Source organism: Bradyrhizobium sp. SZCCT0231, from assembly GCF_018130245.1.
Classification (GTDB): Bacteria; Pseudomonadota; Alphaproteobacteria; order Rhizobiales; family Xanthobacteraceae; genus Bradyrhizobium; species Bradyrhizobium japonicum_F.
On the sequence record NZ_JAFCKP010000002.1, the window covers coordinates 448,232 to 473,058 of the forward strand.

Annotated in this window: 23 protein-coding genes and 2 tRNA genes; 15 read left to right on the forward strand and 10 right to left on the reverse strand. The window is 64.5% G+C overall.

Annotated features, from left to right (window positions below; all coding sequences use genetic code 11):
- Positions 1 to 9 precede the first annotated feature (9 nt).
- Positions 10 to 846 (reverse strand): DUF72 domain-containing protein, encoded by an 837-nt coding sequence (locus tag JQ566_RS09520; protein WP_212371977.1) that lies wholly within the window; start codon positions 844 to 846, stop codon positions 10 to 12.
- A gap of 98 nt (positions 847 to 944) precedes the next feature.
- Here JQ566_RS09520 and JQ566_RS09525 point away from each other — a divergent pair, with 98 nt between their 5' ends.
- The 4 genes from JQ566_RS09525 to JQ566_RS09540 all read left to right on the forward strand — a co-directional run bounded on the left by JQ566_RS09525 (position 945) and on the right by JQ566_RS09540 (position 4,546).
- Complete coding sequence (locus JQ566_RS09525) at positions 945 to 1,325, forward strand: hypothetical protein (protein ID WP_212371978.1); 381 nt, start codon at positions 945 to 947, stop codon at positions 1,323 to 1,325.
- A gap of 138 nt (positions 1,326 to 1,463) precedes the next feature.
- Entirely contained in the window at positions 1,464 to 1,667 is a 204-nt protein-coding gene (locus JQ566_RS09530) for a hypothetical protein (RefSeq protein ID WP_212371979.1), read from the forward strand.
- Between the two features lie 242 nt (positions 1,668 to 1,909).
- Positions 1,910 to 3,037 (forward strand): glycosyltransferase family 2 protein, encoded by a 1,128-nt coding sequence (locus JQ566_RS09535; protein ID WP_212371980.1) that lies wholly within the window; start codon positions 1,910 to 1,912, stop codon positions 3,035 to 3,037.
- Positions 3,038 to 3,043: 6 nt separating this feature from the next.
- Positions 3,044 to 4,546: a glycosyltransferase family 39 protein gene (locus JQ566_RS09540; protein ID WP_212371981.1), complete on the forward strand. Its 1,503-nt coding sequence runs from the start codon at positions 3,044 to 3,046 to the stop codon at positions 4,544 to 4,546.
- Positions 4,547 to 4,622: 76 nt separating this feature from the next.
- Here JQ566_RS09540 and JQ566_RS09545 read toward each other — a convergent pair whose 3' ends face one another.
- A complete protein-coding gene (locus tag JQ566_RS09545) occupies positions 4,623 to 6,509 on the reverse strand; it encodes a CHASE2 domain-containing protein (RefSeq protein ID WP_212371982.1) in 1,887 nt (628 codons plus the stop codon).
- 61 nt (positions 6,510 to 6,570) lie between these two features.
- Positions 6,571 to 7,095, reverse strand: a complete 525-nt coding sequence (locus JQ566_RS09550; RefSeq protein WP_212371983.1) for a FecR domain-containing protein — start codon at positions 7,093 to 7,095, stop codon at positions 6,571 to 6,573.
- 651 nt (positions 7,096 to 7,746) lie between these two features.
- Between JQ566_RS09550 and JQ566_RS09555 the strand changes: the two genes are divergently transcribed.
- On the forward strand, positions 7,747 to 8,835 hold the full coding sequence (locus tag JQ566_RS09555; RefSeq protein ID WP_212371984.1) for a DUF2778 domain-containing protein: 1,089 nt from the start codon (positions 7,747 to 7,749) through the stop codon (positions 8,833 to 8,835).
- A 120-nt stretch (positions 8,836 to 8,955) separates the two neighbouring features.
- On the opposite strand, the gene JQ566_RS09560 is transcribed toward JQ566_RS09555, so the two are convergent.
- Positions 8,956 to 9,795 (reverse strand): dienelactone hydrolase family protein, encoded by an 840-nt coding sequence (locus JQ566_RS09560; RefSeq protein ID WP_212371985.1) that lies wholly within the window; start codon positions 9,793 to 9,795, stop codon positions 8,956 to 8,958.
- Positions 9,796 to 9,826: 31 nt separating this feature from the next.
- On the opposite strand from JQ566_RS09560, the gene JQ566_RS09565 reads away from it, so the two are divergent.
- The gene (locus JQ566_RS09565) at positions 9,827 to 10,951 is read left to right on the forward strand and encodes a GlxA family transcriptional regulator (RefSeq protein ID WP_212371986.1); all 1,125 of its coding nucleotides are present in this window, start codon (positions 9,827 to 9,829) and stop codon (positions 10,949 to 10,951) included.
- Between the two features lie 51 nt (positions 10,952 to 11,002).
- On the opposite strand, the gene JQ566_RS09570 is transcribed toward JQ566_RS09565, so the two are convergent.
- Positions 11,003 to 11,596, reverse strand: coding sequence for a cysteine hydrolase family protein (locus tag JQ566_RS09570; RefSeq protein WP_212371987.1), 594 nt, complete (start codon positions 11,594 to 11,596; stop codon positions 11,003 to 11,005).
- Positions 11,597 to 11,724: 128 nt separating this feature from the next.
- Between JQ566_RS09570 and JQ566_RS09575 the strand changes: the two genes are divergently transcribed.
- From JQ566_RS09575 to lepB, 5 genes are all read left to right on the forward strand, one after another.
- On the forward strand, positions 11,725 to 12,558 hold the full coding sequence (locus JQ566_RS09575; RefSeq protein WP_212371988.1) for a LysR family transcriptional regulator: 834 nt from the start codon (positions 11,725 to 11,727) through the stop codon (positions 12,556 to 12,558).
- A 192-nt stretch (positions 12,559 to 12,750) separates the two neighbouring features.
- Positions 12,751 to 12,823 (forward strand) — tRNA-Phe (locus JQ566_RS09580).
- A 4-nt stretch (positions 12,824 to 12,827) separates the two neighbouring features.
- Positions 12,828 to 12,892, forward strand: a tRNA-OTHER gene (locus tag JQ566_RS09585).
- A 339-nt stretch (positions 12,893 to 13,231) separates the two neighbouring features.
- Entirely contained in the window at positions 13,232 to 14,395 is a 1,164-nt protein-coding gene (locus tag JQ566_RS09590) for a slipin family protein (RefSeq protein WP_212371989.1), read from the forward strand.
- Positions 14,396 to 14,559: 164 nt separating this feature from the next.
- Positions 14,560 to 15,303 (forward strand): signal peptidase I, encoded by a 744-nt coding sequence (gene lepB / locus JQ566_RS09595; protein ID WP_212371990.1) that lies wholly within the window; start codon positions 14,560 to 14,562, stop codon positions 15,301 to 15,303.
- 72 nt (positions 15,304 to 15,375) lie between these two features.
- On the opposite strand, the gene JQ566_RS09600 is transcribed toward lepB, so the two are convergent.
- From JQ566_RS09600 to JQ566_RS09610, 3 genes are all read right to left on the reverse strand, one after another.
- A complete protein-coding gene (locus JQ566_RS09600) occupies positions 15,376 to 15,663 on the reverse strand; it encodes a GIY-YIG nuclease family protein (RefSeq protein WP_212371991.1) in 288 nt (95 codons plus the stop codon).
- Positions 15,664 to 15,803: 140 nt separating this feature from the next.
- Positions 15,804 to 17,444 (reverse strand): chaperonin GroEL, encoded by a 1,641-nt coding sequence (gene groL / locus JQ566_RS09605; RefSeq protein WP_130369319.1) that lies wholly within the window; start codon positions 17,442 to 17,444, stop codon positions 15,804 to 15,806.
- A 45-nt stretch (positions 17,445 to 17,489) separates the two neighbouring features.
- A complete protein-coding gene (locus JQ566_RS09610; protein WP_014494241.1) occupies positions 17,490 to 17,804 on the reverse strand; it encodes a co-chaperone GroES in 315 nt (104 codons plus the stop codon).
- Between the two features lie 400 nt (positions 17,805 to 18,204).
- On the opposite strand from JQ566_RS09610, the gene JQ566_RS09615 reads away from it, so the two are divergent.
- A complete protein-coding gene (locus JQ566_RS09615; protein ID WP_027560138.1) occupies positions 18,205 to 18,492 on the forward strand; it encodes an usg protein in 288 nt (95 codons plus the stop codon).
- Positions 18,493 to 18,499: 7 nt separating this feature from the next.
- Here the strand turns inward: JQ566_RS09615 and JQ566_RS09620 are convergent, their stop codons facing one another.
- Positions 18,500 to 20,629: an O-linked N-acetylglucosamine transferase, SPINDLY family protein gene (locus JQ566_RS09620; RefSeq protein ID WP_212371992.1), complete on the reverse strand. Its 2,130-nt coding sequence runs from the start codon at positions 20,627 to 20,629 to the stop codon at positions 18,500 to 18,502.
- A gap of 218 nt (positions 20,630 to 20,847) precedes the next feature.
- Between JQ566_RS09620 and JQ566_RS09625 the strand changes: the two genes are divergently transcribed.
- Positions 20,848 to 21,375, forward strand: coding sequence for a cupin domain-containing protein (locus tag JQ566_RS09625; RefSeq protein WP_212371993.1), 528 nt, complete (start codon positions 20,848 to 20,850; stop codon positions 21,373 to 21,375).
- Between the two features lie 152 nt (positions 21,376 to 21,527).
- A complete protein-coding gene (locus JQ566_RS09630; RefSeq protein ID WP_249139338.1) occupies positions 21,528 to 22,745 on the forward strand; it encodes a rhomboid family intramembrane serine protease in 1,218 nt (405 codons plus the stop codon).
- A gap of 77 nt (positions 22,746 to 22,822) precedes the next feature.
- Here the strand turns inward: JQ566_RS09630 and JQ566_RS09635 are convergent, their stop codons facing one another.
- A complete protein-coding gene (locus tag JQ566_RS09635; protein ID WP_212371994.1) occupies positions 22,823 to 23,743 on the reverse strand; it encodes a LysR substrate-binding domain-containing protein in 921 nt (306 codons plus the stop codon).
- A gap of 143 nt (positions 23,744 to 23,886) precedes the next feature.
- On the opposite strand from JQ566_RS09635, the gene JQ566_RS09640 reads away from it, so the two are divergent.
- Positions 23,887 to 24,807, forward strand: a complete 921-nt coding sequence (locus tag JQ566_RS09640) for an amino acid ABC transporter substrate-binding protein (RefSeq protein WP_212371995.1) — start codon at positions 23,887 to 23,889, stop codon at positions 24,805 to 24,807.
- Positions 24,808 to 24,827: the final 20 nt, after the last annotated feature.

Sequence of the window (24,827 nt, forward strand, 5' to 3'; positions counted from 1 at the left end):
GAACCATCCTCAGCTCACCCGCGCGATCAGTTCCATGGCGCCGTGCGGTGCGCGCACCTTGCCCTCGTGGATGACATAGGCGAACACGTCGCGCGGCTCCTTCTTCGGCTTCGTCTTGTCAACCTTCGGCAGGTCGTCCGGTTCACCGCCCGAAGCCCAGTCCCGGAAGCGCTTGGCCCAGGCATCGAGCTGCTTCGGCGGATAGCAGGTCTTGATCTCGTCATTGCCTTTCTGGAGTCGCGCATAGACGAAGTCGCCGGCGACATCGGCGATAGCAGGATATTTGCCGTGCTCGGCGAACACCACGGGCGTCTCGAACTCGCGGATCAGCGCGATGAAGTCAGGCGTGCAGAAACTGTCATGCCGGACCTCGACCACATGGCGTAGCGCGCGTCCGTCGAGCTTGCGCGGCAGCAGCTCGAGGAATTTGCCGAAATCGGCGCCGTCGAACTTCTTGGTCGGCGCGAACTGCCACAGCACGGGCCCGAGATGATCGCCGAGTTCCAGCACGCCGGAATCGTAGAACCGCTTGATGGAATCGCCGGCCTCCGCGAGCACGCGGCGGTTGGTGGCGAAGCGCGGTCCCTTCACCGAGAACACGAAGCTATCGGGAACTTCGCTCGCCCATTTGCGAAAGCTCTCCGGCTTCTGCGAGCCGTAATAAGTGCCGTTGATTTCGATCGAGGTCAGCTTCGAGGCGGCATAGGACAGCTCCTTCGCCTGCGTCAGCTTCTCCGGATAGAACACGCCGCGCCAGGGCTCGAAGGTCCAGCCGCCGATGCCGATGAAGATGTTGCCGGATTTTTTTGACGCGGTTTTTGCTTTGGCCACGGGAGGATCTCGCATCGTCGGGGGAGGTGGGCTGCATCCTAATCAAACCAGATGTGATTGGCCAGTTGGCCCGTGCTGTCTAAGCTCGCGATCCGCGAAGAAGGAGAACAACAATGCGGATGCTGACGGTGGGAGCCGCGCTTGTCATGATGACATCTGCTGCCATGACATGTTCTGCCTTGGCGGATGACGACGACGCGAGAAGCGCACAGAAGCTTGCCCAGCAGGGCCGCGACGATTACTGGCATTGCCTGGCGCGGGAATATTCGCGCGACTCCAATCAGGGCCTGTCGGAGCAGGATTTCGGCCGCTCGGTGGCGGGCGCCTGTCCATCGGAGCGGCAATATTACCGGGTGGCGCTGCTCGACTATCTCACCACGCAGTATCCGAACATCGATGCCGGCGCCCATCTCGCCACCGCGAACAGGGCGGTGGAGGCGGCGCAGAAGGACATCGTGATGGCCTTCGTCAAGCACCGGCCGCCGGCGAAGTAGGGAGTGGCGAATAGCGAATAGGGCGAGAAAGCAGGCCTTCCGCATTCGCTACTCGCCATTCGCTATTCGCCCGGGGCCTTCCGGCCGCGCGCTCATCCATGGTATCAGTGGGCCCATCTGGAGCAGGGATGGACTTGCATGTCGTCTGAGTCGGTGGGTGGCATTCTGGGGGCGATCGTCGCGGCGATCGTGCTTGCGGTTGCCGTCGTGTTCGGGCCGATCGGCCAGTACGGCAAGCCGCCCAAGCCGGCGAAAGTCGAGCCGGCCCCGGCGGCGGCACCGGCAGCCCCCGCCGCGCCCGCGCCGCGCGGGCCGATCATCCGGGAAGTGCCCAACCAATAGGGCGCGAAAAATGGGGTTTCTGCCCCCCTTGCGAAGGGCTATTGTCGTCCCCATCTAGTTCCTAACGGCGACGTTGAGCGAAGAACTCCGTCGCTGGGACGACCTTGGAATAGCTCAGGCCTGCGCCGGATGTACGCGCGGTCCGCCGTTCCGGGGTCGTTGGCATTTTAAGGCCCCTTTTCGGCCGTTCCCCACAGACCCCGGCTTGGCAGCGCAGGACGCGGCGGATATACGCTGCCGTCATGGATGAAGCGATCAGACCGGGCGTCGACAACCAGGCTCAAGAGGGGCCGGAACTGTCGGTCATCGTCCCGACCTTCAACGAGCGCGACAACGTCATGGTGCTGTACCGGCGCCTGGAGGCGACGCTCGCCAACGTCGCCTGGGAAGTCGTGTTCGTCGATGACAACTCGCCCGACGGCACCTGGGACGTCGTGCGCGCGCTGGCGCAGCGCGACAGCCGCGTGCGCTGCGTCCGCCGCATCGGCCGGCGCGGCCTGTCTGGCGCCTGTATCGAGGGCATCCTTGCCTCCAGCGCGCCCTATGTGGCCGTGATCGATGCCGACCTCCAGCACGACGAGACGCAGCTGCCCAAGATGCTGTTGCTGCTCGCAAGCGATCAGGCCGACCTCGTCGTCGGCAGCCGCTACATCGAGGGCTACAAGAGCGAAGGTTTCAACAAGCAGCGCGCCGGCGCCAGTGCGCTCGCGACCGAGGTCGCCAGGAAGATGCTGCGGGTCGAGATTGCAGACCCGATGAGCGGCTTCTTCATGATCCGCCGCGACCGTTTCGAGCAGCTCGCGCCAAAGCTCTCCGTACACGGCTTCAAGATCCTGCTCGACATCGTCGCGACCGCGCACGGCGGCTTGCGGGCGGTCGAGATTCCCTACACCTTCGGCGCCCGCCAGCATGGCGAGAGCAAGCTCGATTCCATGGTCGCGCTCGACTTCCTCGGTCTCGTCTTCGCCAAGCTGACCAACGATATCGTCTCGCTGCGCTTCATCCTGTTCGCGATGGTCGGCGGCATCGGCCTCGCGGTGCACTTGACCACGCTGTTCATCGCGCTTCAGCTGTTCAAGGCGCCGTTCGCGGAGGCGCAGGCCGCCGGCGCGATCGTCGCCATGACCAGCAATTTCATCCTCAACAACTTCCTCACCTATCGCGACCAGCGGCTGAAGGGCTTTGCGCTGCTGCGCGGCCTGATCGCCTTCTACATCGTGTGCAGCGTCGGCCTGCTCGCCAATGTCGGCGTCGCCTTCTCGGTCTACGACCAGGAGCCGATCTGGTGGCTGGCCGGCCTGGCCGGCGCGCTGATGGGCGTGGTGTGGAACTATGCGATGTCCGGACTGTTCGTCTGGCGCAAGAAATAGCTCACAATGGGCGGAGCTGACGCGCGGATCGTCCGCAATACCGCGCTGGCGATCCTCGCGCTGGTGGCGCTGCGGCTCGTCGCGGCCGCCTTCACGCCGATCACCTTCGACGAAGCCTATTACTGGATGTGGTCGAAGAACCTCGCCGGGGGCTATTACGACCACCCGCCAATGGTCGCCTATGTGATCCGCGCCGGCACCTTGATCGCCGGGGACACCGAGCTCGGCGTCCGCCTCGTCTCGATCCTGCTCGCACTGCCGATGAGCTATGCGGTCTATCGCTCAGCCGCAATCCTGTTCGGGGGCGCGCGCGTGGCTGCGACCAGCGCCATCCTGCTCAACGTGACACTGCTGGCCTCCGTCGGCACGCTGATCGTCACGCCCGATGCGCCGCTGCTGGTCGCCTCCAGCTTCGTGCTGTTCTTCCTCGCCAAGGTGCTGGAGACCGGCCGCGGCGCCTGGTGGCTTGCGGTCGGGGTGGCGGTCGGCGCGGCGCTGCTGTCGAAATACACCGCGATGTTCTTCGGGCCGGCGATCCTGATCTGGCTTGCGTCCGTACCGAAACTCAGGCGCTGGTTTCTCTCGCCCTGGCCCTATCTCGGCGGCCTCGTTGCCCTGGCGCTGTTCTCGCCGGTGATCCTTTGGAATGCGGACCATCAATGGGTCTCGTTCGCAAAGCAGCTCGGCCGCGCCAAGATCGAGGACTTCCGCCCCGTCTTCATCGCCGAGCTGATCCCGACCCAGATCGCGTTCGCAACGCCGCTGGTCTTCATCCTCGGCGCGATGGGCCTGCACGCGCTGACCTGGCAGCGCGCCGGCGCCCTGGCCTCGCGCGTGCTGATCGAGACGATGTTCTGGACCATCGTCGCCTATTTCGTCTGGCATTCGCTGCATGCCCGCGTCGAAGCCAACTGGTTCGCGCCGGTCTATCCGCCCTTCGTCGTCGCCGCGGCCGCCGCTGCCAACCTAGCGCAGTGGAAGCCGCGCCAGCGGCGCCTCGTCGACTTCTGCCTGCGCTGGGCCGCGCCCGTCGGCATCGTGATGTTTGCAGCGTTGATCGTTCAGGCCAATACCGGCTGGCTGTCGGGCTATCGTCGCGATGCCACCGTGCGCAGCGTCGGTGTCGGCTGGCGCGAGCTCGCCGTGGGAATCGAAGCGGTGCGCGTGCGCAGTGGTGCGGCTTGTGTGCTCGCACAGGACTACGGCACCACGAGCTGGCTCGCATTCTATCTGCCGCGCGGCACCTGCGTCGCCCAGCAAACCCAGCGCATCCGCTGGGTCAACATGCCCGAGCCAGATTCCAAGCTGCTCGCCGGCAAGCTGCTCTATGTCGACGAGTTGCGCGCAGACGGCCATCCCGCCCTCGATGCTCTGTTTGCGCAGGTGACGCAGATTGCGCAATTGCAGCGCAAGCGCGGCCCGCTCGTGGTCGAGACCTACGGCATCGATCTGCTGGAAGGCGCCAAGGGCGAGGTGCTGGACCGCTCGCCGCCGCCGGAAGCGCGGTAGCCGGCCTCACACTCCGCCGTCGTCCCCGCGAAAGGCGGGGACGACGGCGGAGTGTTGGGCCGATAGCAATGGCTACTCAGTCCATCATCTCGGCCTTGGCAGCATCTTGGTCCGGCCCATCATGGTCGCGCCAGAACCAGACGGTCACGACACCGGAGCGCCCGCGGACCTTTGCGGGCAACGGACCCGTCAGAACGCCGTCGGGCGCGCCCTGGAAGTCGGCCGCATCCAGCAGCGTATCGCTCAACGCGAGCCGCGCATCGTTCTGGGTCGCAATCTCCATCAGCCGGCTTGCGACGTTGACGGTGTCGCCCGTCGCCGTGATGTGCTGATGGCTTTCGCCGAGCCGGGAGGCGACGATTGGGCCGCAATGCGCGCCGATCTTGAAGCCGAGCTGACCCGCGATCGCCGGCGGCAGCGAGGCGATCCAGCGTGCGAGGCCGCGATGCAGATCGATCGCGCATTTCAGCGCGCGCGCCGCGTCGTCGGGCATCGCGCGCGGCAACCCGAACAGGATCATGGCGCCGTCGCCGAGAAAGCCGGTGATCATGCCGCCGCAATCGATCGCGGCTTTGTCGATCAGTGCATGAAACGCCTTCAGAAGATCCCTGAGTTCGTCCGGATCAATCCGCTCGCTCAGACCGGTGAAGCCGGAGAGATCGACAAAGACCACGGCTGCATCCTGCCGGACGGGCTTTGACAGGAAGTTCGGATCCCGCGCCAGCCATTCCTGCACCGCCGGAGCCTGGAATTGCGCAAGCGACCTGCTCTTGGCGGCGAAATATTGCGTGCGGCGGCCTCCCGCCCACAGCTGCACGCCGGCAAAGACCGCAACCGGCGGCACTGCGGCGGCGAGGGTGGTCGCGGCGTTGAGCCAGACGCCATGCGTGAACGCGAACAAATTGAGCCCGGCCCAGGCGATCATCACCGCGGCCGCCGCCATGATGCCGAGCGCGCTACGCCGCCAGGCGAGCAGGCCGACCAGCAGCATCGGCAGCAGGATCGCAGTGAGTGCGTCGGCAATACGGACCCTGCGGTCGCGCACGATGGCGTCGCCGGCGACGAGATGCGTGATCGCGGTCGAGACCACCTCGACGCCGGGCATCAGCGAATCGAACGGCGTCGGATAGAAGTCGCCGCCGCCGGCGACCGAGGCGCCGATCACGACGATCCGGTTCTCGATCGCCGCGCGATCGAGCGTGCCGTCGAAGATGCTCTGTGCGCTGACGGTGCGGATCGTGCGGCGCGGGCCGTAATAGGTGATCGGCAATGCCAAATCGCCGTCGGTCGGCACCGCGCGATCGCCGAGCATGAGACGGTCCGGCGCGACCGTCAGCGGCTTATCGAGCGCGCGGGCCGCGACGCGCAAGGGGAACGACAGCTCGACCTTGTCGTGCGTCCGGAACAGCATCGGCACCGAGAGCGGTGAGCCCGATTGTCCTGTCGCGACGTTGACGACGCCGACCTCGGCGTGTTCGGCGAATGCGGGCAACGGCTGCAGGAAGCGTTCGGCCTGCGGCAGAACGGCGAGGGGACCTTCGCTGCTGGGTGCCACGGTTTCGCTGGCGGAGGGGAAAATCGCCGCGGCGGCGAGCACCATGGGACCGGTGGCGAGGGTGTTGGCCAGCGTGGCATCGCCGATCGCAGCGCTGCGGTCGACGAGCAGGAGATCGATCGCGACGACCTTCGGCTTGAACTGCACGATCATGTCGACGACGCGGGCGAGATCGGCGCGCGGCAGCGGATAGCTGCCGCCGCGCTTCACCACGGTGTCGTCGATCGCGACGATGGTGACGAGATCCGGCGGACGCTGCACGCCGCGGACCTGCGTCCGCCAGTCCGTCAGCGTGGCTTCGAGGCGGTCGAGAAAGCGCAGATGACCGTTGGCGTGCGCGGCGTAGATGCCCGCGCCCCACAGCGCGGTGAGGACGAGTGCCACCAGGATCTGAACGCGTCTGGTCATTACGTACTGCAATCTTCTTTGTCGCCCGGGCCTTGCTGCGCGGGTCTCAATTGTCGGAGCCTTATTGACCCAGTCTTGCCATGAGCGCGTCGACGCGCGGCTGGCCCCATGTCTTGACGGTCAACGGGCCGGTTGGCTCGACGTCGACGCCTTCGCCGGGTCCAAGCACGACACCGCGTCCCGGAGCCCTGCGGGTCACGCCGACCCGGCCGTCGGCGACGAACACGGAGGTCTTGGCGTCAGCGACATCGACCGCCCATTTCGTGCCGCGCACGGCGGCAATCGCTTGCGGCGTCAGCACCTTGAAGGGATTGCCCCGCGGCTTCCTGGGCACCTCGACCAGCAGGGCTTTGCTGCTCAACTCCACGGAGTCTATATGTCCGTCGCGGTTGGCGTCCTTAAGTTCAAATTTGGCGCCATTTTCCGCAACGATGGTGATGCCGTTGCCGCAGCGCCAGGTCTGCGTCCCGGCAGCCGACGGTGACGCCGTGCAGCCCGCATTGGCCGCAGGCTGTGCAGTCGCAGATCCAATCAACAGAAACGACCCTGCCAGGGCGAAAAACCCTGCGCGCGCGATCCCTCTCATGCCAGCCTCCGTTTGCGTGCTCGGCACAGTTCAAGGCGGGATGATACGGTACCGTATCATGCGCAGAGGCTGCTGAAAAGTGCCGAGCTGGCAGCTATTTTCTCGTGGCGGCGATGTCCAGAACAGACGCGATCAACTTTCAGTCACGGCGCCGTGCCGCGTGAGGCCGCGCGGCGTGTGATGCGCATGCGCTGTTGCCGCGCGGCCGGAGGACGAGCAGTCCACCAGCCTCGCGCAACGCTTGCGCGTTACGTTCGGGGCAGTTGAGGACCACGAAAATGACGTTGTTGAGTGCGTCATGGATGTGGCCGGAGACGTCCGCAGAGCGTGCCGAACCGGCCGAGAATTATAGTTAACAAACGCGACTAAGTCCGTAGTTCTGCGGACTTTTTTCTCAAAACGGGACAGCGTTAACGAGTTGCCCCACATACGCCCGAACTTAATCCGCATTTAACTAAAAGTCGCCTTAATGACGCTCCGACCCTCTGCGAGATGCTGTTCCCGGATCGTGACCAGCGGCGCTTCGAAGGGGGACTGAGTGACACCGTCCTGGACGCAAGGCGAATGAGTACGAGTATCGCTGCGCAGAGTAACGCGGCACGGAAGTCCAAGAATTTCTCAAAGAAATCTTCGCGGAAATCTTCCCGGAAAATGACCACGACCAATTGGCTCGGCGCCGCGGCGATCGGCTGCGCCGTGATGGGCGCCGGCTGGACCATCCACTGCAACATCTTCGGCGCGAGCGTCTATCCGACCGTCGGCAGCATTGGCTACGACGAGCCCGTGATCAAGCGTGCGCCCAGGGTGGTGCTGCGCGAGGCCAGCGAGGCCATCAACGAGACCTTTGCGCTGCTGCCCGACCGGCTCCAGGTCGCAGCTCCGATCTCCCGCGAGATGTTCAACGAGCGCTTTGCCGCTGCTGCCACGCAGGGCGTGCCATCGAATGCGGCGAGCGCCGCGCCCGCAACCCAGGTTGCCGCCGCAAAGGAGACCTCGAAGGACGCCCCGAAGCAGAGCGTGATCGCGAAGGTCGCGGACGCGCTGAAGCCGGCGGCCAAAACCGCTGACAAGGCTGCGGACAAGGCCAAGCGTGCGCCCGAGGGTCAGATGCAGCTCGCCTCGGCCGACCCGGCCGAGATCGTACCGGCGCCCGAGGCAAAGCCGAAGTCTTTCGCCGATCGCGCCAAGGCCGCGGTGATGTCGATCACCGCTCCGCGCCAGTCGATGGTCGAAAAGCTCTGGGGCAAACGCGAGCCGTCCGGCGCGCTGCTCGCCTACGCCTCGGCCGATGCCAGCGTGACCGCGTCCATCGCGCCGAAGGAGCAGAACCCGATGCTCGGCGGCGCGCCGCCCTATGAGCGCGACACCGCGGTCTACGACATCACCGCCAAGGCGGTGTATCTGCCCGACGGCACCAGGCTCGAGGCGCATTCGGGCCTCGGCTCCAATCTCGACGATCCGCGCTCCTCGAAAATCCGCATGCGCGGCGTGACGCCGCCGCACATCTACACGCTGAAGCCGCGCGAGGCGCTGTTCCACGGCGTGCCGGCGCTGCGCCTGACCCCGATCGGCGGCGAGAGCGCGATCCACGGCCGCGACGGCCTGCTTGCGCACACCTTCATGCTCGGGCCGAACGGCGATTCCAACGGCTGCGTGTCGTTTAGGGATTATTACGCATTCCTGGACGCCTACCGCAACAAGGGCATTCGCAAGCTCGCGGTGCTGGCGCGGGTGGAGTGAGGCGCAGCGCGCGTCGCATCGGGCTCCCCCTTTCTGCTTCCGGCATGGCCCGGGTAGACCGCCGTCGATCCGAAATGGATTGAGACGGTCGCTGCGCGGTCCTCGGGCGTCGGTCCGGGGTCAAGAGCCATGTCGATTCACGGCGGGTTTCAGGCGCTTGTGGAAGAATGCGAGAATCTCGTCCCGGGCAGCAAGCGTTGGCTGCCCTATCTCATCGACGAGATGGACCGTGACGACACTGTGGGGTGTCTTGACGAACTGCTCGAAGAACGGCGGTTTGGGTCCGGTATTCGCGGCCGTGTCGGGCAGAACGCGGCCGATGAAGCGGTCGCCGAGCGCAGCCTGGTAGGCGGCAAACCGTTCGGCCCGGCAGAACGAATCCCCCGCGAACCGGTAGGCAAGGACCGTCAGATCTTCTCGCTCCAGCCTTGAACGGATTTGCGCCAGTTCGTCAACGGAACTCTCGATGCCGCCGGGATTGTCCAGCGGGAGCGACGGTTGGGACACGACGGGAGCCAGCAGCACCGGATCCAGCATCATGTTGAGCGCGAAATTGCCCGTAAAGCACATACCGATCGCGCCGACGCCCGGCCCTCCGCTTTCGTCATGTGCGAGCCTGGCGAGCGCGCGCAACCAGTTCGACACGGGGCTCGACGATCCGCCGCCAAGCGCGCGGAATTCGGCGCTGACGCACGCGCGCCGGAAAACGCCGGCCGCGGTCTCCGCGTCGGGAACATCGCCATCCCTGCCAAACAGCGAAGGCATGTAGACCCGGAAGCCCGCATCGCGAACCCAGCGCGCGAAACGCGCGACGTGGGGGCTGATGCCCGGCATCTCGGTCATGACGACGACGGCCGGTCCGTCTCCTGCAACGTAGACCGGCTTTGTCGTCCCTTCCAAAGTGAGGACCCGCTGGTTGAAATCGGACAGGTCGTCAGGCTTCAGCAGCACATCGCTCATGTTGTCCTCCGGAAAAGATTGGACAAACGGTATGTCCCGGGCTTTTACTCCGACAAGTGTCAAAAATGACATTAATCGGGTCTATTTTGCCATGCCGCTCGTCGACGTTCTCGTCCTGGAAGGTGCCTCGGCGGCCAGCGTCGCCGTCACGTTCGAATTGATCGGGGTAGCCAACGGCATTCGTGCAAAGGCCGGACGACCACCTTGCTTCGACGTCAGAATTTCCGGCTCCGGGGCAAGATGGGCTGCGAGGCTCGCAAGGTTTTCCGCGAAGCGTGTCGCCGGCAGACCTGCGGACGTGGTGATCGTCCCCGGACTGGCCTGGATCGATGAGCAACGCGTTCGTGACGGATTGCAGCGGCGGGACGCCGAAGCGGCCAGGAAGGCTCTGCGAGTGGCCTATCGATCCGGCGCCGAAATCGCCAGCTCCTGTTCAGCCGTATTTCTGGTCGCCAGCGCCGGGCTGCTCGATGCCCGCCGCGCGACCACGACCTGGTGGCTCGCACCGCTGTTCCGGAATCTGTTTCCAAAGGTGGTGCTCGACGCGGAATCAATGGTGCTGACCGACGGGCGCGTAACAACCGCCGGCGCGGCGATGGCCCAGCTGGACCTCATGCTCTCGATCATTGCGCGCCATGCCGGACCCGACCTCGCGGACAGCTGCGCACGGTTTCTGTTGCTGGACCAGCGGCAGTCGCAGTCCCGCTACATGGCGCTATCCTTTCTTGCTGCTGCAGACGAACGGGTTTCTCGCGCCGAGCGCTGGGCCCGCGCGCGACTGCATCGGAGCTTTTCGATCTCCGAGCTCGCGAAGGCCGTGGGACTGGGGGCGCGCACATTTGCGCGCCGGTGCGAGCGCGCCACCGGGCTCTCGCCGGTGAGGTTTGTCCAGAAGTTGCGCGTGGACAAGGCGATGGAGCTGCTGGAGACGACACGGCTTGGCTTCGAAGAGATCGCGGAGAGGGTCGGGTATGCCGATCCCTCTACGCTTCGCAAGCTCCTGCATCGTGAGAATACGGCTGGTGCGCGGGCTGCGCGCGCCAGCCGCAGGCAAGAGAGTGGCGCGGTGGCCTCGAGGCCCACAGGGGCAAGGTCACCTGCACGGCGCCGGCGGCGTGCGGCCGACGCCGGCGGGAAGGGCGCGAGGACAGCTTGAGGTGCACGGCCTCCCTCGTCCGATGAGGGGGCGCAGCATCGCGCCTCTCCGTCATTTCAGTGCATCGCCGCGCGCGATGATGGCGAAGCGGTCGGACAGCTCGGCGAGCGCAACCTCGTGGATGGTCCGGGCGTCCAGCGTGCCGCCGCGGCCGTCCGGCAGGTCGCGCGTGGCGCAGGCGTCGGCGTCGATCGTCGTGCGAAAACCGAGGTCGAGCGCGGCTCGCGCTGTGGAGCTGACGCACATGTGCGTCATGAAGCCGGCCAGTACGATGTTCTTTCTGTCGGTTGCGGCGAGGCGCGCCCGCAAGTCAGTGCCGGCGAACGCATTCGGCAACTCCTTCTCGATCACCAGCTCGCCGGCACGGGGGCTCAGCTCGGCGACGATGGCGCCGCGCTCAGTGCCGCGATCGAACAGGCTGCCGGCCTTGCCGCGATGGGCGATATGGAAGATCGCGGCTCCGCTCTCGCGAGCCCGCGCCAGGAGCGCCGCCGCCCGCGCGATCGCAGGTCCTGCTTCGGGCAAGGCGAGCGGACCTTCGAGATATTCGTTCTGGATATCGATCAGCACCAGCGCGGCGTCGGCAAGACGCGGCGGGTTGAGATCGGCGCCGGCGAGTTGCAGCAGGGTCTTTGCGGTCGTCATGGTCTTGGGAATCTCCGGGGCAAGAGGCCGAGCAAGCATAGCTCCGGGCAGGGCTGCCGATATGCAGGGATATTGCAGTGGGTGGCTGCGATATTGCAGGCTGCTCCGCGCCGGTATAGCCTCGCGCAATGAACTGGGACGATCTGCGCATCATCGCTGCCGTCAGGGACGAGGGCACCTACGCGGGCGCGAGCGCACGGCTGCGCATCGACGAGACGACGGTCGGGCGCAGGCTGTCGCGCATCGAGCGTGCGCTCGGTTTGCGTTTGTTCGAGGCCGCTGACGGCGTCCGTAGGCCGACGAGGAGTTGCGAGGCGGTGCTGGCGCATGTCGAGGCGATGGCCGCACATGCCGCCGAGATCGGTCGGCTCAGTGAGAGCCTGGAAGGTCCGGTGGGGCGCCTGCGCATCGCCTCCACCAACACGGTCGCCGAGGAGGTGCTGTCGCCGCGCGCGAGCAACTTCCTGCGTACCAATCCCGGCCTGACGCTGCAATTCCTCACCTCGAGCGAGAACGTCAAATTCTCGCGCTGGGAGGCCGATCTCGCCATCCGCCTGCGCAAACCCGACAAGGGCGACTTCGCGATCTCGAGGCTCGGCGATATCCGGATCTACTATTTCGAGCCGGTTGCGACCGAGGGCGAGCCGATGCTGTGCGCCTATCCGGACGAGCTCGGGACCATTCCCGAGATGCAATTCCTGCGCACGAAGAAGGCCCGCGCGCGCTGCGTCACCGACAACGTTCGTGTCATTCGTAATCTGATCCGCGGGCATCAGGCCGCCGGTGTGTTGCCGGAGTATGTTTGCGCGGACCTGCTCGGCGATCGCCGCCTGCGCCCCACGCTGCTGCCGAAACGGCGCGACGTATGGCTGCTCGTGCAAAACCATCTCAAGCGCGACGCCGCAACGCGTGTGACCATCGACTGGGTGAGGGCGTGTTTCCAGGAGATGTCGCGCAGTTGAGGCGATGTCTCGGTGTGACGATCGCGCCACGGCGCGCAAGGTGCGACGAAAAATCTTGAACCTGCCTCTTGCAACCCGAACGTGCCTGGTCTATTAGCGCCGTCCTTCGCTAGGCCATGGGTTCGGGCTCTCTGAGATCCCGACTGGCGCGGGCCGGTCTCCGGTTTCGTGTTCCGCCGAATGAAGAGAAACGCAGGATGTAGCTCATGGAGAGCGTCGGGTTGAACACCCGAAGGCATCGGTTCGATTCCGGTCTCTTGCTCCACGAAGGATAGCTCAGTTGGGTAGAGCAGGTGACGTTAATCATCGGGTCGCGGGTTCGAATCCCGCTCCAGCGCTCCGTTTCAGCCTGAAAAGCTGATACCTCTGAAGGGGACCGGACGCGCGCTTCAGTCGCAGTCCGGCCGTTTTGCCGCAAGGCTTTCCGTCCGAACCTAGACACTGTGAGACCGGCTTTGCGCCGCGGGTAGATACCGCTTGCGCTGATGCCGGGTGGCTCCGCACGGCCGCGCGACAGGCGTCGCGCGATCGCGCGCGTGCGCCCGTCGTCACGCAAGCTCAAGCCCCGGCCCGCCGATGTCATGGGAAGCGTCGTCCGCGTCCTCACGTCCTTTGCAAGTGCAACCCGCTATCCGGCCGTGCTCGGCCGGAGGCAACATGATGGAGGCGTGCCATGACTTTGAACAAGGGCTGGCATTTGCTGATGCTGAACGTGACGGTGAAGGATGGCGAGCGTGCGTTGCTGACGCGCAACGGGCAGCTCGTGCGCGTGCTCGCGCCCGGCAAGCACCGGCTGTTCGATCCCCTGCACGAGCTGAAGGCCGAGGTGCTCGATGTGGTCCGCAGCGAATTTTCTGCGGAGCGCTACGCGGTGCTGAAGGCCGCGCGGCCCGATCTTGCCGCCGAGCTGTTCGAGGCGGTCGAGACCAGGGCGGACGAGATCGCCATCGTCAGCCTCGACGGCCGGCCCGTGCATCTGATGACGCCCTGGCAGGTGCGCGTCTACTGGAAGGTCGCGACCCGCATCGATGTCGAGCGCATCGATGTGTCCGCTGATCCCAAGGTCAGCGCGCGACATCTGGCCATGATCGAGCGCAACCGTTCGGCCGTGACGTCGGAGACGGTGGTCGAGAACCACGAGGCGGGCCTGCTCTATGTCGAGGGCCGGCTCGTGGAGCGGCTCGCGCCCGGCCGGCACGCCTTCTGGACCGTCGGCCGCAAGATCGAGGTGAAGCGCCTCGACCTGCGGCCCCAGGCGGTCGAGATCACCGCGCAGGAGATGCTGACCAAGGATCGCATCGCGCTGCGGGTGACGCTGACGGCGTTCCGCAGGATCGTCGATCCCGAGCGCACGGTTGCGACGGTGCCCGACGTGGATGCGTGGCTGTACCGCCTGGTGCAGTTCGCGATCCGCGAGGCGGTCGCGGGCCGGACGCTGGACGAGGTGCTGTCTGCGAAGGCGGCGCTGGATGCGGAGCTGCGCGACTATGTGCGCGCACGCGTTGCGGAGTCCGGCGTCGAAGTGACCGAGCTCGGCGTCAAGGACGTGATCCTGCCCGGCGAGATCCGGGAGCTGGTGAACAAGGTGGTGGAGGCGGAGCGGGTCGCGAAGGCGAACCTGATCCGCCGGCAGGAGGAGACCGCGGCGACGCGTTCGCTCCTGAACACCGCCCGCCTGATGGAGGAGAACCCCCTGCTGCTGCGGCTCAAGGAGCTGGAGTCGCTGGAGCGGCTGGTCGAGAAGGTCGGCCGCATCGACCTCCATGCCGGCGACGGCCAGGGCCTCGACGCCCTCCTGACCCGGCTCGTGCGCCTGAAGGCGCCCGAGAGCGCATGAACAGAAGGGCCGCCCACGGGCGGCCCTTCACATCTGCATCGCCGTTGCCCTGCGGTGAACGCGATCCGCGCGGCGCGCGACCAATTCGCAAGTTCGCTGGGGATTGCACGCGCTCACAGGTTGCGTAATCTCGGCACGACTACGGGTCCTATCAGGGAAGGCGCATGACTGTTCTTCAGCAAACCATCCGACCCTCGGCGCGACCCAGCGACTGGAAGGCGATCGTCGTCCTCATCCTCCTGATCCCGGTACTGTGGTCGCCGCCGTTCCTGGTTCGCTTCTTCCTGTACCAGCCGTTCAACATCCCGTCCGGGTCGATGACGCCGGCGCTGGTGGTCGGCGACTACGTCCTCGCCGCCAAATATGCCTATGGCTATGGCCGCTATTCCTTCCCCTACGCGCCGTCCTTGATCTCGAGCCGCTTCCTTGCCGCCGCCCCCGAATACGGCGACATCGTCGTGTTTCGCACGCCGAAGGACACTTCGGTCGATTACGTCAAGCGCGTGGTCGGCCTGCCCGGCGACCGCGTCCAGATGCGGGGAGGGCAGCTCTTCCTCAACGACCGCCCGGTGACGCGCGTGGCGTTGAAGGAGGTGTTTTCCGACTCCGCCTGCGGGGCTGACGACACCAGGGTCAAGCGCTGGCGCGAGACGCTGCCGAGCGGCGCGTCCTATGTGACCTACGACTGCGTCGACAACGGCTACCTCGACAACACCAACGTCTTCACGGTGCCGCCGGGCCACTTCTTCGTGCTCGGCGACAACCGCGACAACTCCACCGACAGCCGCATGCTGTCGACGTTCGGCTTCGTGCCGATGGACAATCTGGTCGGCAAGGTGACGCGGATCTTCTGGTCGCTCGACGAAGAGGGCGAGCCGCGTTTCGAGCGATTGGGGAAGGTGGAGTAGGGCGCCCGTCTTCCTCCCCCTGTCATTCCGGGGCGCGCAAAGCGCGAGCCCGGAATCCATTGATCCGCATGTTCAGCTTACAATTTGCGGGTACAGGTCGATCCACTGAGGATTCTTCTCCTCAATGAGCCGCACTTTCCACTCTCGCCGCCACTTCTTCAATTCCTTCTCGCGGGTGATCGCGGTGATAGGATCGTCATAGATCTCGAACCAGACAAGCCTGTCGACGGAATACCGTTTGCTGAACCCGGCAACGACCTTGGCTTTATGCTCGTGGATGCGCCGCACGATGTCGTTCGTTACGCCGAGATAGAGCGTGCCGTATTTTTTGCTGGCGAGGAGATAGACGTAATAGGCCATGAGCGCGCTGTGAAATGGATTCCGGGCTCGCGACTTCGTCGCGCCCCGGAATGACCAAATACAACGTTTACGTGTGTCATTCAAAAACAAAAACCCCGGCATCACTGCCGGGGTTTCGTAGTTCTCGAGGTGGTTGGACCTCAGAAGTCCATGCCGCCCATGCCGCCGCCGGGGGGCATCGCCGGGCCGGCGCCGCCCTTCTTGGGCAGCTCGGCGACCATGGCTTCCGTGGTGATCAGGAGCGCGGCCACCGAGGCTGCGTTCTGGATCGCGGTGCGGACCACCTTGGTCGGGTCGATGATGCCCTTCTTGACGAGGTCGGCATATTCGCCGGTCTGGGAGTCGAAGCCGTAATTGTAGGCCTTGTTCTCCAGGATCTTGCCAACGATCACCGAGCCGTCTTCACCGGCGTTGATCGCGATCTGGCGAGCGGGAGCCGACAGCGCCTTGCGCACGATCTCGACGCCGGTCTTCTGGTCGTCGTTCTTGGTGCGCAGGCCCTTGAGCTGCTCGGAGGCACGGAGCAGGGCGACGCCGCCGCCCGGGACGATGCCTTCTTCCACGGCCGCGCGGGTCGCATGCATCGCGTCATCAACGCGATCCTTGCGCTCCTTCACCTCGACCTCGGTCGCGCCGCCGACGCGGATCACCGCGACGCCGCCCGCGAGCTTGGCGAGACGCTCCTGGAGCTTCTCACGGTCGTAGTCCGAGGTGGTCTCCTCGATCTGCGCCTTGATCTGGGCCACGCGCGCCTCGATGTCGGCCTTCTTGCCGGCGCCGTTGACGATCGTGGTGTTCTCCTTGTCGATCATCACCTTCTTGGCGCGACCGAGCATGTTGAGCGTGACGTTCTCGAGCTTGATGCCGAGATCTTCCGAAATCGCCTGGCCGCCGGTCAGGATCGCGATGTCCTGCAGCATGGCCTTGCGGCGATCGCCGAAGCCCGGAGCCTTGACGGCCGCGACCTTCAGGCCGCCGCGCAGGCGGTTCACGACGAGGGTCGCGAGGGCTTCGCCTTCGACGTCCTCGGCGACGATGACCAGCGGCTTGCCGGTCTGCACCACGGCCTCGAGCAGCGGCAGCAGCTCGTTCAGCGAGGAGAGCTTCTTCTCGTTGATGAGGATGTAGGCGTCGTCCATCTCAACGCGCATCTTGTCGGCGTTGGTGACGAAGTAGGGCGAGATGTAGCCGCGGTCGAACTGCATGCCTTCGACGACGTCGAGCTCGGTCTCGAGCGACTTGGCTTCCTCGACGGTGATGACACCCTCGTTGCCGACCTTCTTCATGGCGTCGGAGAGGAATTTGCCGATCTCCTGGTCGCCGTTGGCCGAGATGGTGCCGACCTGGGCGATCTCCTCGTTCGAGGTGACCTTCTTGGAGTTCTTCTGCAGGTCTGCAACGACGGCCTCGACCGCGAGGTCGATACCGCGCTTGAGGTCCATCGGGTTCATGCCGGCGGCAACGGACTTCGCGCCTTCCTTCACGATCGCCTGGGCGAGCACGGTGGCGGTGGTGGTGCCGTCGCCGGCCGCGTCAGCGGACTTGGAGGCGACTTCGCGCACCATCTGGGCGCCCATGTTCTCGAACTTGTCCTCGAGCTCGATCTCCTTGGCGACGGTGACGCCGTCCTTGGTGATGCGGGGAGCGCCGAACGACTTGTCGAGCACGACGTTGCGGCCCTTCGGACCGAGCGTGACCTTCACCGCGTTGGCGAGAACGTCGACGCCGCGCAGCATCTTGTCGCGCGCTTCAACCGAGAATTTGACTTCTTTGGCTGCCATCTGGAATTTTCCTTGAGGTGTTTGACGGGAGGGAGAGAGGGGCTCTTAGGCCGCCTTCTTCTTGGAAGCGGGGACGTCGAGGACGCCCATGATGTCGCTTTCCTTCATGATCAAGAGATCGACGCCGTCGATCTTGACCTCGGTGCCGGACCACTTGCCGAACAGCACGCGGTCGCCGACCTTGAGGTCGATCGGGATCAGCTTGCCGGCCTCGTCGCGGCCACCCGGGCCGACGGCGACGACTTCGCCCTGGGAGGGCTTTTCCTTGGCAGTGTCGGGAATGATGATGCCGCCAGCGGTCTTCTCTTCTGCGTCGATGCGCTTGACCACGACGCGGTCGTGAAGCGGACGGAATTTCATGCAGTCCTCCTAAGCATTTGCACGAGTTGATGATTTTGGATTGTTAGCAATCGATGCCCGCGAGTGCTAGCACGGGCGAGGTTGAAATAGGACAGGAATTTTGCGGGGGCAAGGGCTTCTAGCAGAAAAATCGGTACCCGAAAGCGGGGACTGCCGGAATCTCTTTTCCATCGTTAACCAGCCTTGGAGGCCTCTTCGAGGCCCGTGGGAGGCCGTATTAGCACGGAGCCGTGTCTGCTGCTAACGCATTGAATTTCAACAGCTTGTTAAACTTTTGGGCTTGAGATGGGTTGTCAGTTTGCGTCACATTTCTCTCATGTGAGCGCATCTCCACCGGGTGGCTCGTAAGCAGCGTACCGGAAAGCCGCCCCCTGAAGGCGCTCCTGCAAAGGAGGTTGGCATGGGACTGCGCGTTGGGGGCGTTTCCGAGGACTTCCGGAAACAGATGCTGGGCTACGGGCTGACGACGGCACAAATTCTGTACCGGATGCCGGATCATCCCTCGCTGCTTCAGACCTACGTCTGGCAGAACTACGACATGTTTCCGAAATTTCCGGCGCTCACGGATTTCCTGGCGTTCTGGCAGGAGAAGCTCGATGGCCCCCTCCATTCGGTCACCGTGGCGCATTCCAAGCTGATCAAGCCGGCCGAGCTGCGCGCCGTCGATGGCGTGTTTCGGCTGCATTGAGCAGAGATCAGACGCCGCCGCTGCAATAGCGTGTCCACATCGCGCGATAAGCGTCGTCCACCGCTCGCGCATATGAGACAGGGTTGCCGGCGGCCGCAGCGCCGATCTGTCCGGGCAATTCGCGGCGCAATTGATCGAGGTCGCTGATCCGCGCCGCGCGGGCAGCTGCGATCTCGACATATGCCTCCTCGCTATCGGCGACCCAGTCCGGCAGGCCAAGCGCGGTGAGGATGGCGCCGGCGGCACGGCTGGGCAGGCTGTTCCCGAGCTTCGCCACCACGGGCACGCCCATCTGCAGGGCCTCCCATGTGCTGACGCCGCCGTTCTGTGGGAACGGGTCGAGTGCAATATCGATACGATTGAACGATGCCAGATGCTCGTCCCGCAAGGTGGCTCCGAGCAGATCGACGCGTTCGGCCGGCAATCGGCAAGCCGCAAATCGCGCCAGCAGCTTGTCGCGGACCAGTTGATCGTCCAGCGCAACATCCTTGATCAGCAGTCGCGAGCCCGGCACCCGTTCGAGGATCCTGGACCAGACTGCCGCGGCCTGGTCCGAGATCTTGCTGATGCGGTTGAAGACACCGAACGTGACGAAGCCATTCGAGAGAGCCGGCGCCTCCGCCCGCGCAATTCCGGCCGGTAGAGGCGTCAGCGTCACGAAGCACGGCAGGTCGACGACGGCCTCCGCAAACAGCTGCCGAACCGCGACAGGAATCGCGACCGGGTCCGAGAACAGATAATCGATCGTCGGCAGCCCGGTGCCGGTGCCGTGACCCCAGCCATGGGCCTGGATCGGGGCCGGCTTGCGCGCAAATACGCCGAGGCGGTTTCCTTTGGTGTGGCCGGACAGATCAATCAGGATATCGACGCCATCGGCGCGGATCTCGGCGGCGAGGCGATCGTCGGTCCATTGCGAGGCGTCACGCCAGCGATCGGCGATCCCTTGGAATTCGTTTGTCGTCCCGTCCACTTTCGACGAACACGAGTAGCACACGATTTCGAACTGGGTCCGGTCATGGTGTTGCAGGACCGGCTTGAAAATGAAAGCGGCCGAATGCGCGTTGAAGTCCGACGAGACATAGCCAATCACCAGACGGCGATCCGGATCGCGGCTGTTGTCATGCGGTGCCGCCACTTCGGAAGCGATTTTCGTCCCGATCCGCTCCCACCACACGCGACGCGCCTGCTGATGCCGTTCAACGCTGGCGTCAGCTACAAAATCGAGCGTGAATATCTTGCTGGAGATCGCGCTCTGGAGGTCAGGCCGGATGTCGAGGGCTCTATCGAAACTGGCGAGGGCTTCGTCGACCCGGCCAAGTCCGGCGAGACAAAGGCCCAGCACCAAGTGTGCTTGATCGGAATCGGGCGCGATCGCGAGGGCCCTCTCGCAATCGGGCAATGCTTGGGCAATCTGCTGGGTCTGGAGCAGGACATTGGCGCGCCAGAGCCACCCATTCACGTCGTCGGGTGCCAGCGCGATTGCCCGATTGCAATCCGCCATGGCTTCGTCAAATCGCTGCAGCTCCCGTAGTGCAACGGCGCGGTTCGCCAGCGCCGCGGCATGGTCAGGCTTGATCGAGAGCGCGCGGTTCAGGCTTGCGAGAGCCTCGTCATAGTTGCGCAGACGGCAGAGCGCAGACCCCCGGCCGTTGTGGGCTTCGGCCAGGTTTCCGTCGATTGCGAGCGCCCGATCGTAGCTCTCGAGCGCTTCCAGGTGCAGATCAAGGGCCGCGCTCGCGTTACCGAGATTGGACAGGGCCAGGGCGTAGTTGGGTCGCAAGGCAAGGGCTTTTCGATAGCTCTCGCGGGCCTCATCGTGACGTTTTAGCCCGTTCAGCGCGACGCCCAGGCTCATGTGAGCTTCGGCAGATCGCGGATCCACGGCAGCCGCTCGACTCAGCAGGATTTCGGCCTGCTGATAGTTCCTGGCATCAGACTCCAGAACGCCGAGCATATGCAGCGCGATGAATTGGTTGGGCGCGATCTGCAGGAGTTGGCGATAGCCAGCCTTGGCCTCGGAGAGGCGCCCCTTCTTGTGCAACTCGAGCGCTTGCCCGAGCAATGGCAGCACGTCGGCCTTTTGCCGTTTCTGAAGCCGGGCATTCTGAAATGCACGCTGGCCGACGCTGTTGCTCATGAATCAATTCCCCCAGATCTCCTGGCGAGATTAATTCAGTGAGAGAGCGAAGACGAGACGATGGCCGCTCGCCACGACAGCTTGGGACAAGCTACGACCGATCGGGTGATCGCGTGACTGGCCCAAGCTCCGCAATTGCTGCCTCGCCCAGGACTGGATAAGCTGCCCTTCGGGTCATACCCGTGCGACGGGTGCGGCTCAAATCAGGGAGGCAGACAATGGCCAAGCAAAAGGCATTAAGACCCGCAATGAAGACCGCAGTGAAGAAGCGGAGCGGGGCCAAGGCAGCGGCGCGATCCTCGGCACGAAAGGCAGTGAAGGCGAAGGCGCGCACCGTCGCTCCGAAGAAGCCCGTGCGGCCGAAGCAGCGCATCGCCATCAGCCATCACCGCGAGGAAGACTTCAAGGCCGACGGCCTGCGCGCCTACGCCAAGTACCGCGACCTCGGCATCGCCGATGCGACCCATGGCCTGGCGCAGGCGCATGTGATCCGCCTGCAAGGCCCCTGCAATCCGGCCGAGGTTTCCAAGCTCCATTATCACGACGTCGAATTCCAGATGGTCTACGTGCTCAAGGGCTGGGTGAAGACCTATATGGACGGGCAGGGCGAGACCTTGATGAAGCAAGGCAGCGCCTGGACCCAGCCGCCGAAGATCAAGCACATGATCCTGGACTATTCGGACGACGTCGAACTGCTCGAGGTGATCCTGCCGGCCGAGTTCAAGACGGTGGAGTTGAAGGCGTAAGCGCTCGCCTCTTGATCGCTAAAATGCGCTCGATCCGCGAAACCGGGCGGTCAGCAATCGGGATGATTTCAGCCGCCCCGCAAGCTTGGTGCTAACCAGTCGAACATACCTCTCGCGTCAACTCAAGGCTGTGAAAACGCGAGAATGCTTTCATGGCGACCAACACTTTTGGCCGGCGCGGCACCGTAGCGCCAGCTCCAAGAGCATCGTTTCAACCCGTCGCCGCGCCGATCGCCCCAGCGGTCATGCGCGACCGGGATCAGCCCTTGTCCGGTGAGGGGACGCTTTTTGCCGACAACAAGCTTCTGGCCGATATTCCTTTCCTCACCATTGGCCTGATTTTCGGCCTGCTCCTGATCTTCGCTCTGCAACGCAGTCTGGCCATCGACATTGCGCGGGACGGTGCCCTCGATGTCCGCTCGCTGATCGCTCAGGGCGCGTCCGGCTACGATCTCGTGGTTGGAAGGGGAGAGTGGTGGCGGATCGGCCTTGCGCCGCTTCTGCATGGCAGCGGGTGGCACCTCGTAAGCAACTGCGTCGCGCTGTTCATCGTCGGCGTCAGGCTGGAGTCTCTGATCGGCCGTGGCTGGTTTGCGCTGATCTTCGTTGCCAGTGCACTGGCCGGGGAGGTCGGCTCGCTGCTCGGCAACGGCCCCGGTACGGTGGGCGTCGGTGCGTCCGGCGCGATTACCGGGCTCATCGCCGCGCTGTTCGTCGCGAGCTTCGATCCTGAAGCGGACGCCGAGCAAACCATATCGAGACTGAAGACGTCGCTCTTCTTCGGTGTTCCCGCACTGCTGCCGCTTGCCTTTGGAGCTTCGGGCAATGTCAACTATTATGCCCATGCAGGCGGTGCGGTGGCCGGCGCCGCGCTTGCGATCACGCCGTGGCTCGCCTTCTGGTCCTATGACAGCCTGCCGCGGAGCGCGAGCATGACGTTGCTTGCAGGATCCCTCGGATCTCTGATCTGCGCCGGCTTCGCCGCCGCTCACTATTCGTCTTACATGGCGGATGCCGTGCACTATATCCGCGCGTCGGAAGTGCCGGCGAAGGCTGACGAGATGGTCAGCCGGTCGTTCGATCTCGTCACCCGCTACCCGAAAGACGCGCGGGCTCATGTGTACCGTGCGGTCTTCTTCCTGGAACGAGCGAACCTCGGTGCTGCCGAAACGGAAGCGCGAACCGCCATGTCGCTCGCAGCTTCGGATGTGGCGGGCGGGCCGGCGCGCTCCGGGGCGCAGGGCTTGATGGCGGTGTTGCTGTGGGCGCAGGGACGAACCAGCGAGGCGAAGGCCATGGCAGCCGAGCCGTGCCGTGCCAAGATGCCTGAGGTGCGTCGTATCTTGCAGAAGCAGAAATTGTGCAGTTGAGGCGGAGATTCTCTCCGCCGTCATTGCGAGGAGCCCTTGCGACGACTTGTCGCCTTCGCCCGGATGACGCAGACCAACTATCGCCCAAGATAGCCCAGTTCCTCACTCATGATCTTGCGAGCATATTCGCTGAAGGCATCGATCAGGCGGCTGCGCGCGGCATAAGGCGGGTAGAGCAGTGCGATCGTCACGGGGACGGCGGGGCTGAAGGGGCGTGTGATCAGTGCCGCGCCCGCGCTTTCGTCGTACGCGGCAACCGGGTTGATGATGCTGATGCCGAGACCGGCCGCGACCAGAGCACAGACCGATGCGCCGAGATCCGTCTCCGCAACAATGCGGCGCGTGACGCCCGCCTGCGCGAAGATCGTATCGATGCGATCGTGGAGCGGACTCCCCGTGGCGAAGGAGATGAACGCCTCATCGGAAAAATCGGCGGGACGCAGCGTTTTCTTTTGCGCAAGACGATGCCCCTTCGGCATGATTGCGACGCATTTCGTCTTGAGCACAGGCTCGACATTCACTCCCGCAACCTCGCCGTAGAGCATGGCGAGCCCCGTATCGCAAAGCCCGGAGCTGACCCAATCGTGCACGGCGCTCGCCGTGCCGGATCGGATCGAGATCATCACGTGCGGATAGTCGATCTTGAAGCGCGCCGCGATGTGCGTCAGCAGACCGCCGGCCAGGCGCGGCATCGCCGCAACGCTGAGCCGCCCCATGCCGAATGAACGGATGCTGGCTGCGCTGGCCTCGAGGCCAGCCAGGCCGATGAAAGTCTTCTCGACCTCCTGGAAGAAGCGCGATCCGTCCACGGTCGGGCGGAGGCGGCCGCCACTGCGGTCGAACAGCGGGAGTTGCGTGATCGCTTCCAACTGTCCGATCAGGCGGCTGATCTGGGGCTGCGAGGTGTGCATACGCTGGGCAGCCTGCGTCATCGATCCCGTCTGGAACACGGCGCGAAAGGCCTCCACGTGCTTCAGGCCCATGCGTCTGGCGGCCATATCAAATCCGTATAGGAGAGTGTGAAACTGGAATTTCCATCAGATCGAGCTTTTGGACGATAGTCCAGAGCATGAAGCCGTTCGCGGGGAGCTCTCCCGTGGCTCACGCCGCGGGCGGGCAATTGCGACGAGAGGGGGACGACATGAAAGCGACGATCATCAAGGCACTGGCCACGGCGACAGCCGCTGTATGTCTTCTTTCGAACCCGGCCATGGCGCAGGGTGCGAGCAGGCTGGACAAGATCCGCGAGAGCGGTTCGATTTCATTGGGGTATCCCGAGACCTCGGTGCCCTTCGCCTATCTCGACGACAACCAGAAGCCGATCGGCTACACCGTGGAAATCTGCGAACATGTGGTGCAGGCGATCAAGACGGCCCTCAAGCTCCCCAAGCTCGAGACACGCTACACGCCCATAACCTCGGCGACGCGTCTTCAGCTGCTCGCCAATGGGACGATCGATCTCGAATGCGGCAACACCACCAATAATCTCGAGCGGCACAAACTCGTCGCCTTTTCTCCCACCATCTTCGTTGCGCAGGTCGTCCTCGTCGCGCGCAAGGATGGCGGGGTCGACGTCAACGACCCGGCTTCGTTTCGCGGCAAGGCCATCGCCGCCCAGGCCGGTGGCCAGACTTTCAAGGTGATTACGCTGATCAACGCCAAGAACAATCTCGGCATCACCGTCGTGCCGGCCAAGGACACGGCCGAGACCTTCCTGATGCTGTCGTCGGGCCGGGCGGCCGGCACCGCCAACGATGACGGTCTTGCCTATGCCACGGTCGCCTCGTCCAGGACTCCGGATGACTTCCTGATCGGCAGCAAGAGTCTCGAGCTGGCGCCTTACGGCATCGTCGAACCCAAGGATGATCCTGCTTTCAAGAAGGTCGTCGACGAGGCCGTGATCGATCTGATGAAGAACGGACGGATTGCGGCGCTCTACGACAAATATTTCAATTCACCGATCCCGCCGCATGGCCTCAACCTGAAATTTCCGATGAGCGCGGCCCTCAAGCGGGCGCTGGCGAACCCCACCGATTCCGGCGACCCAGCGGTCTACGAATAATGCGAAAGCGCTCTAGGAAG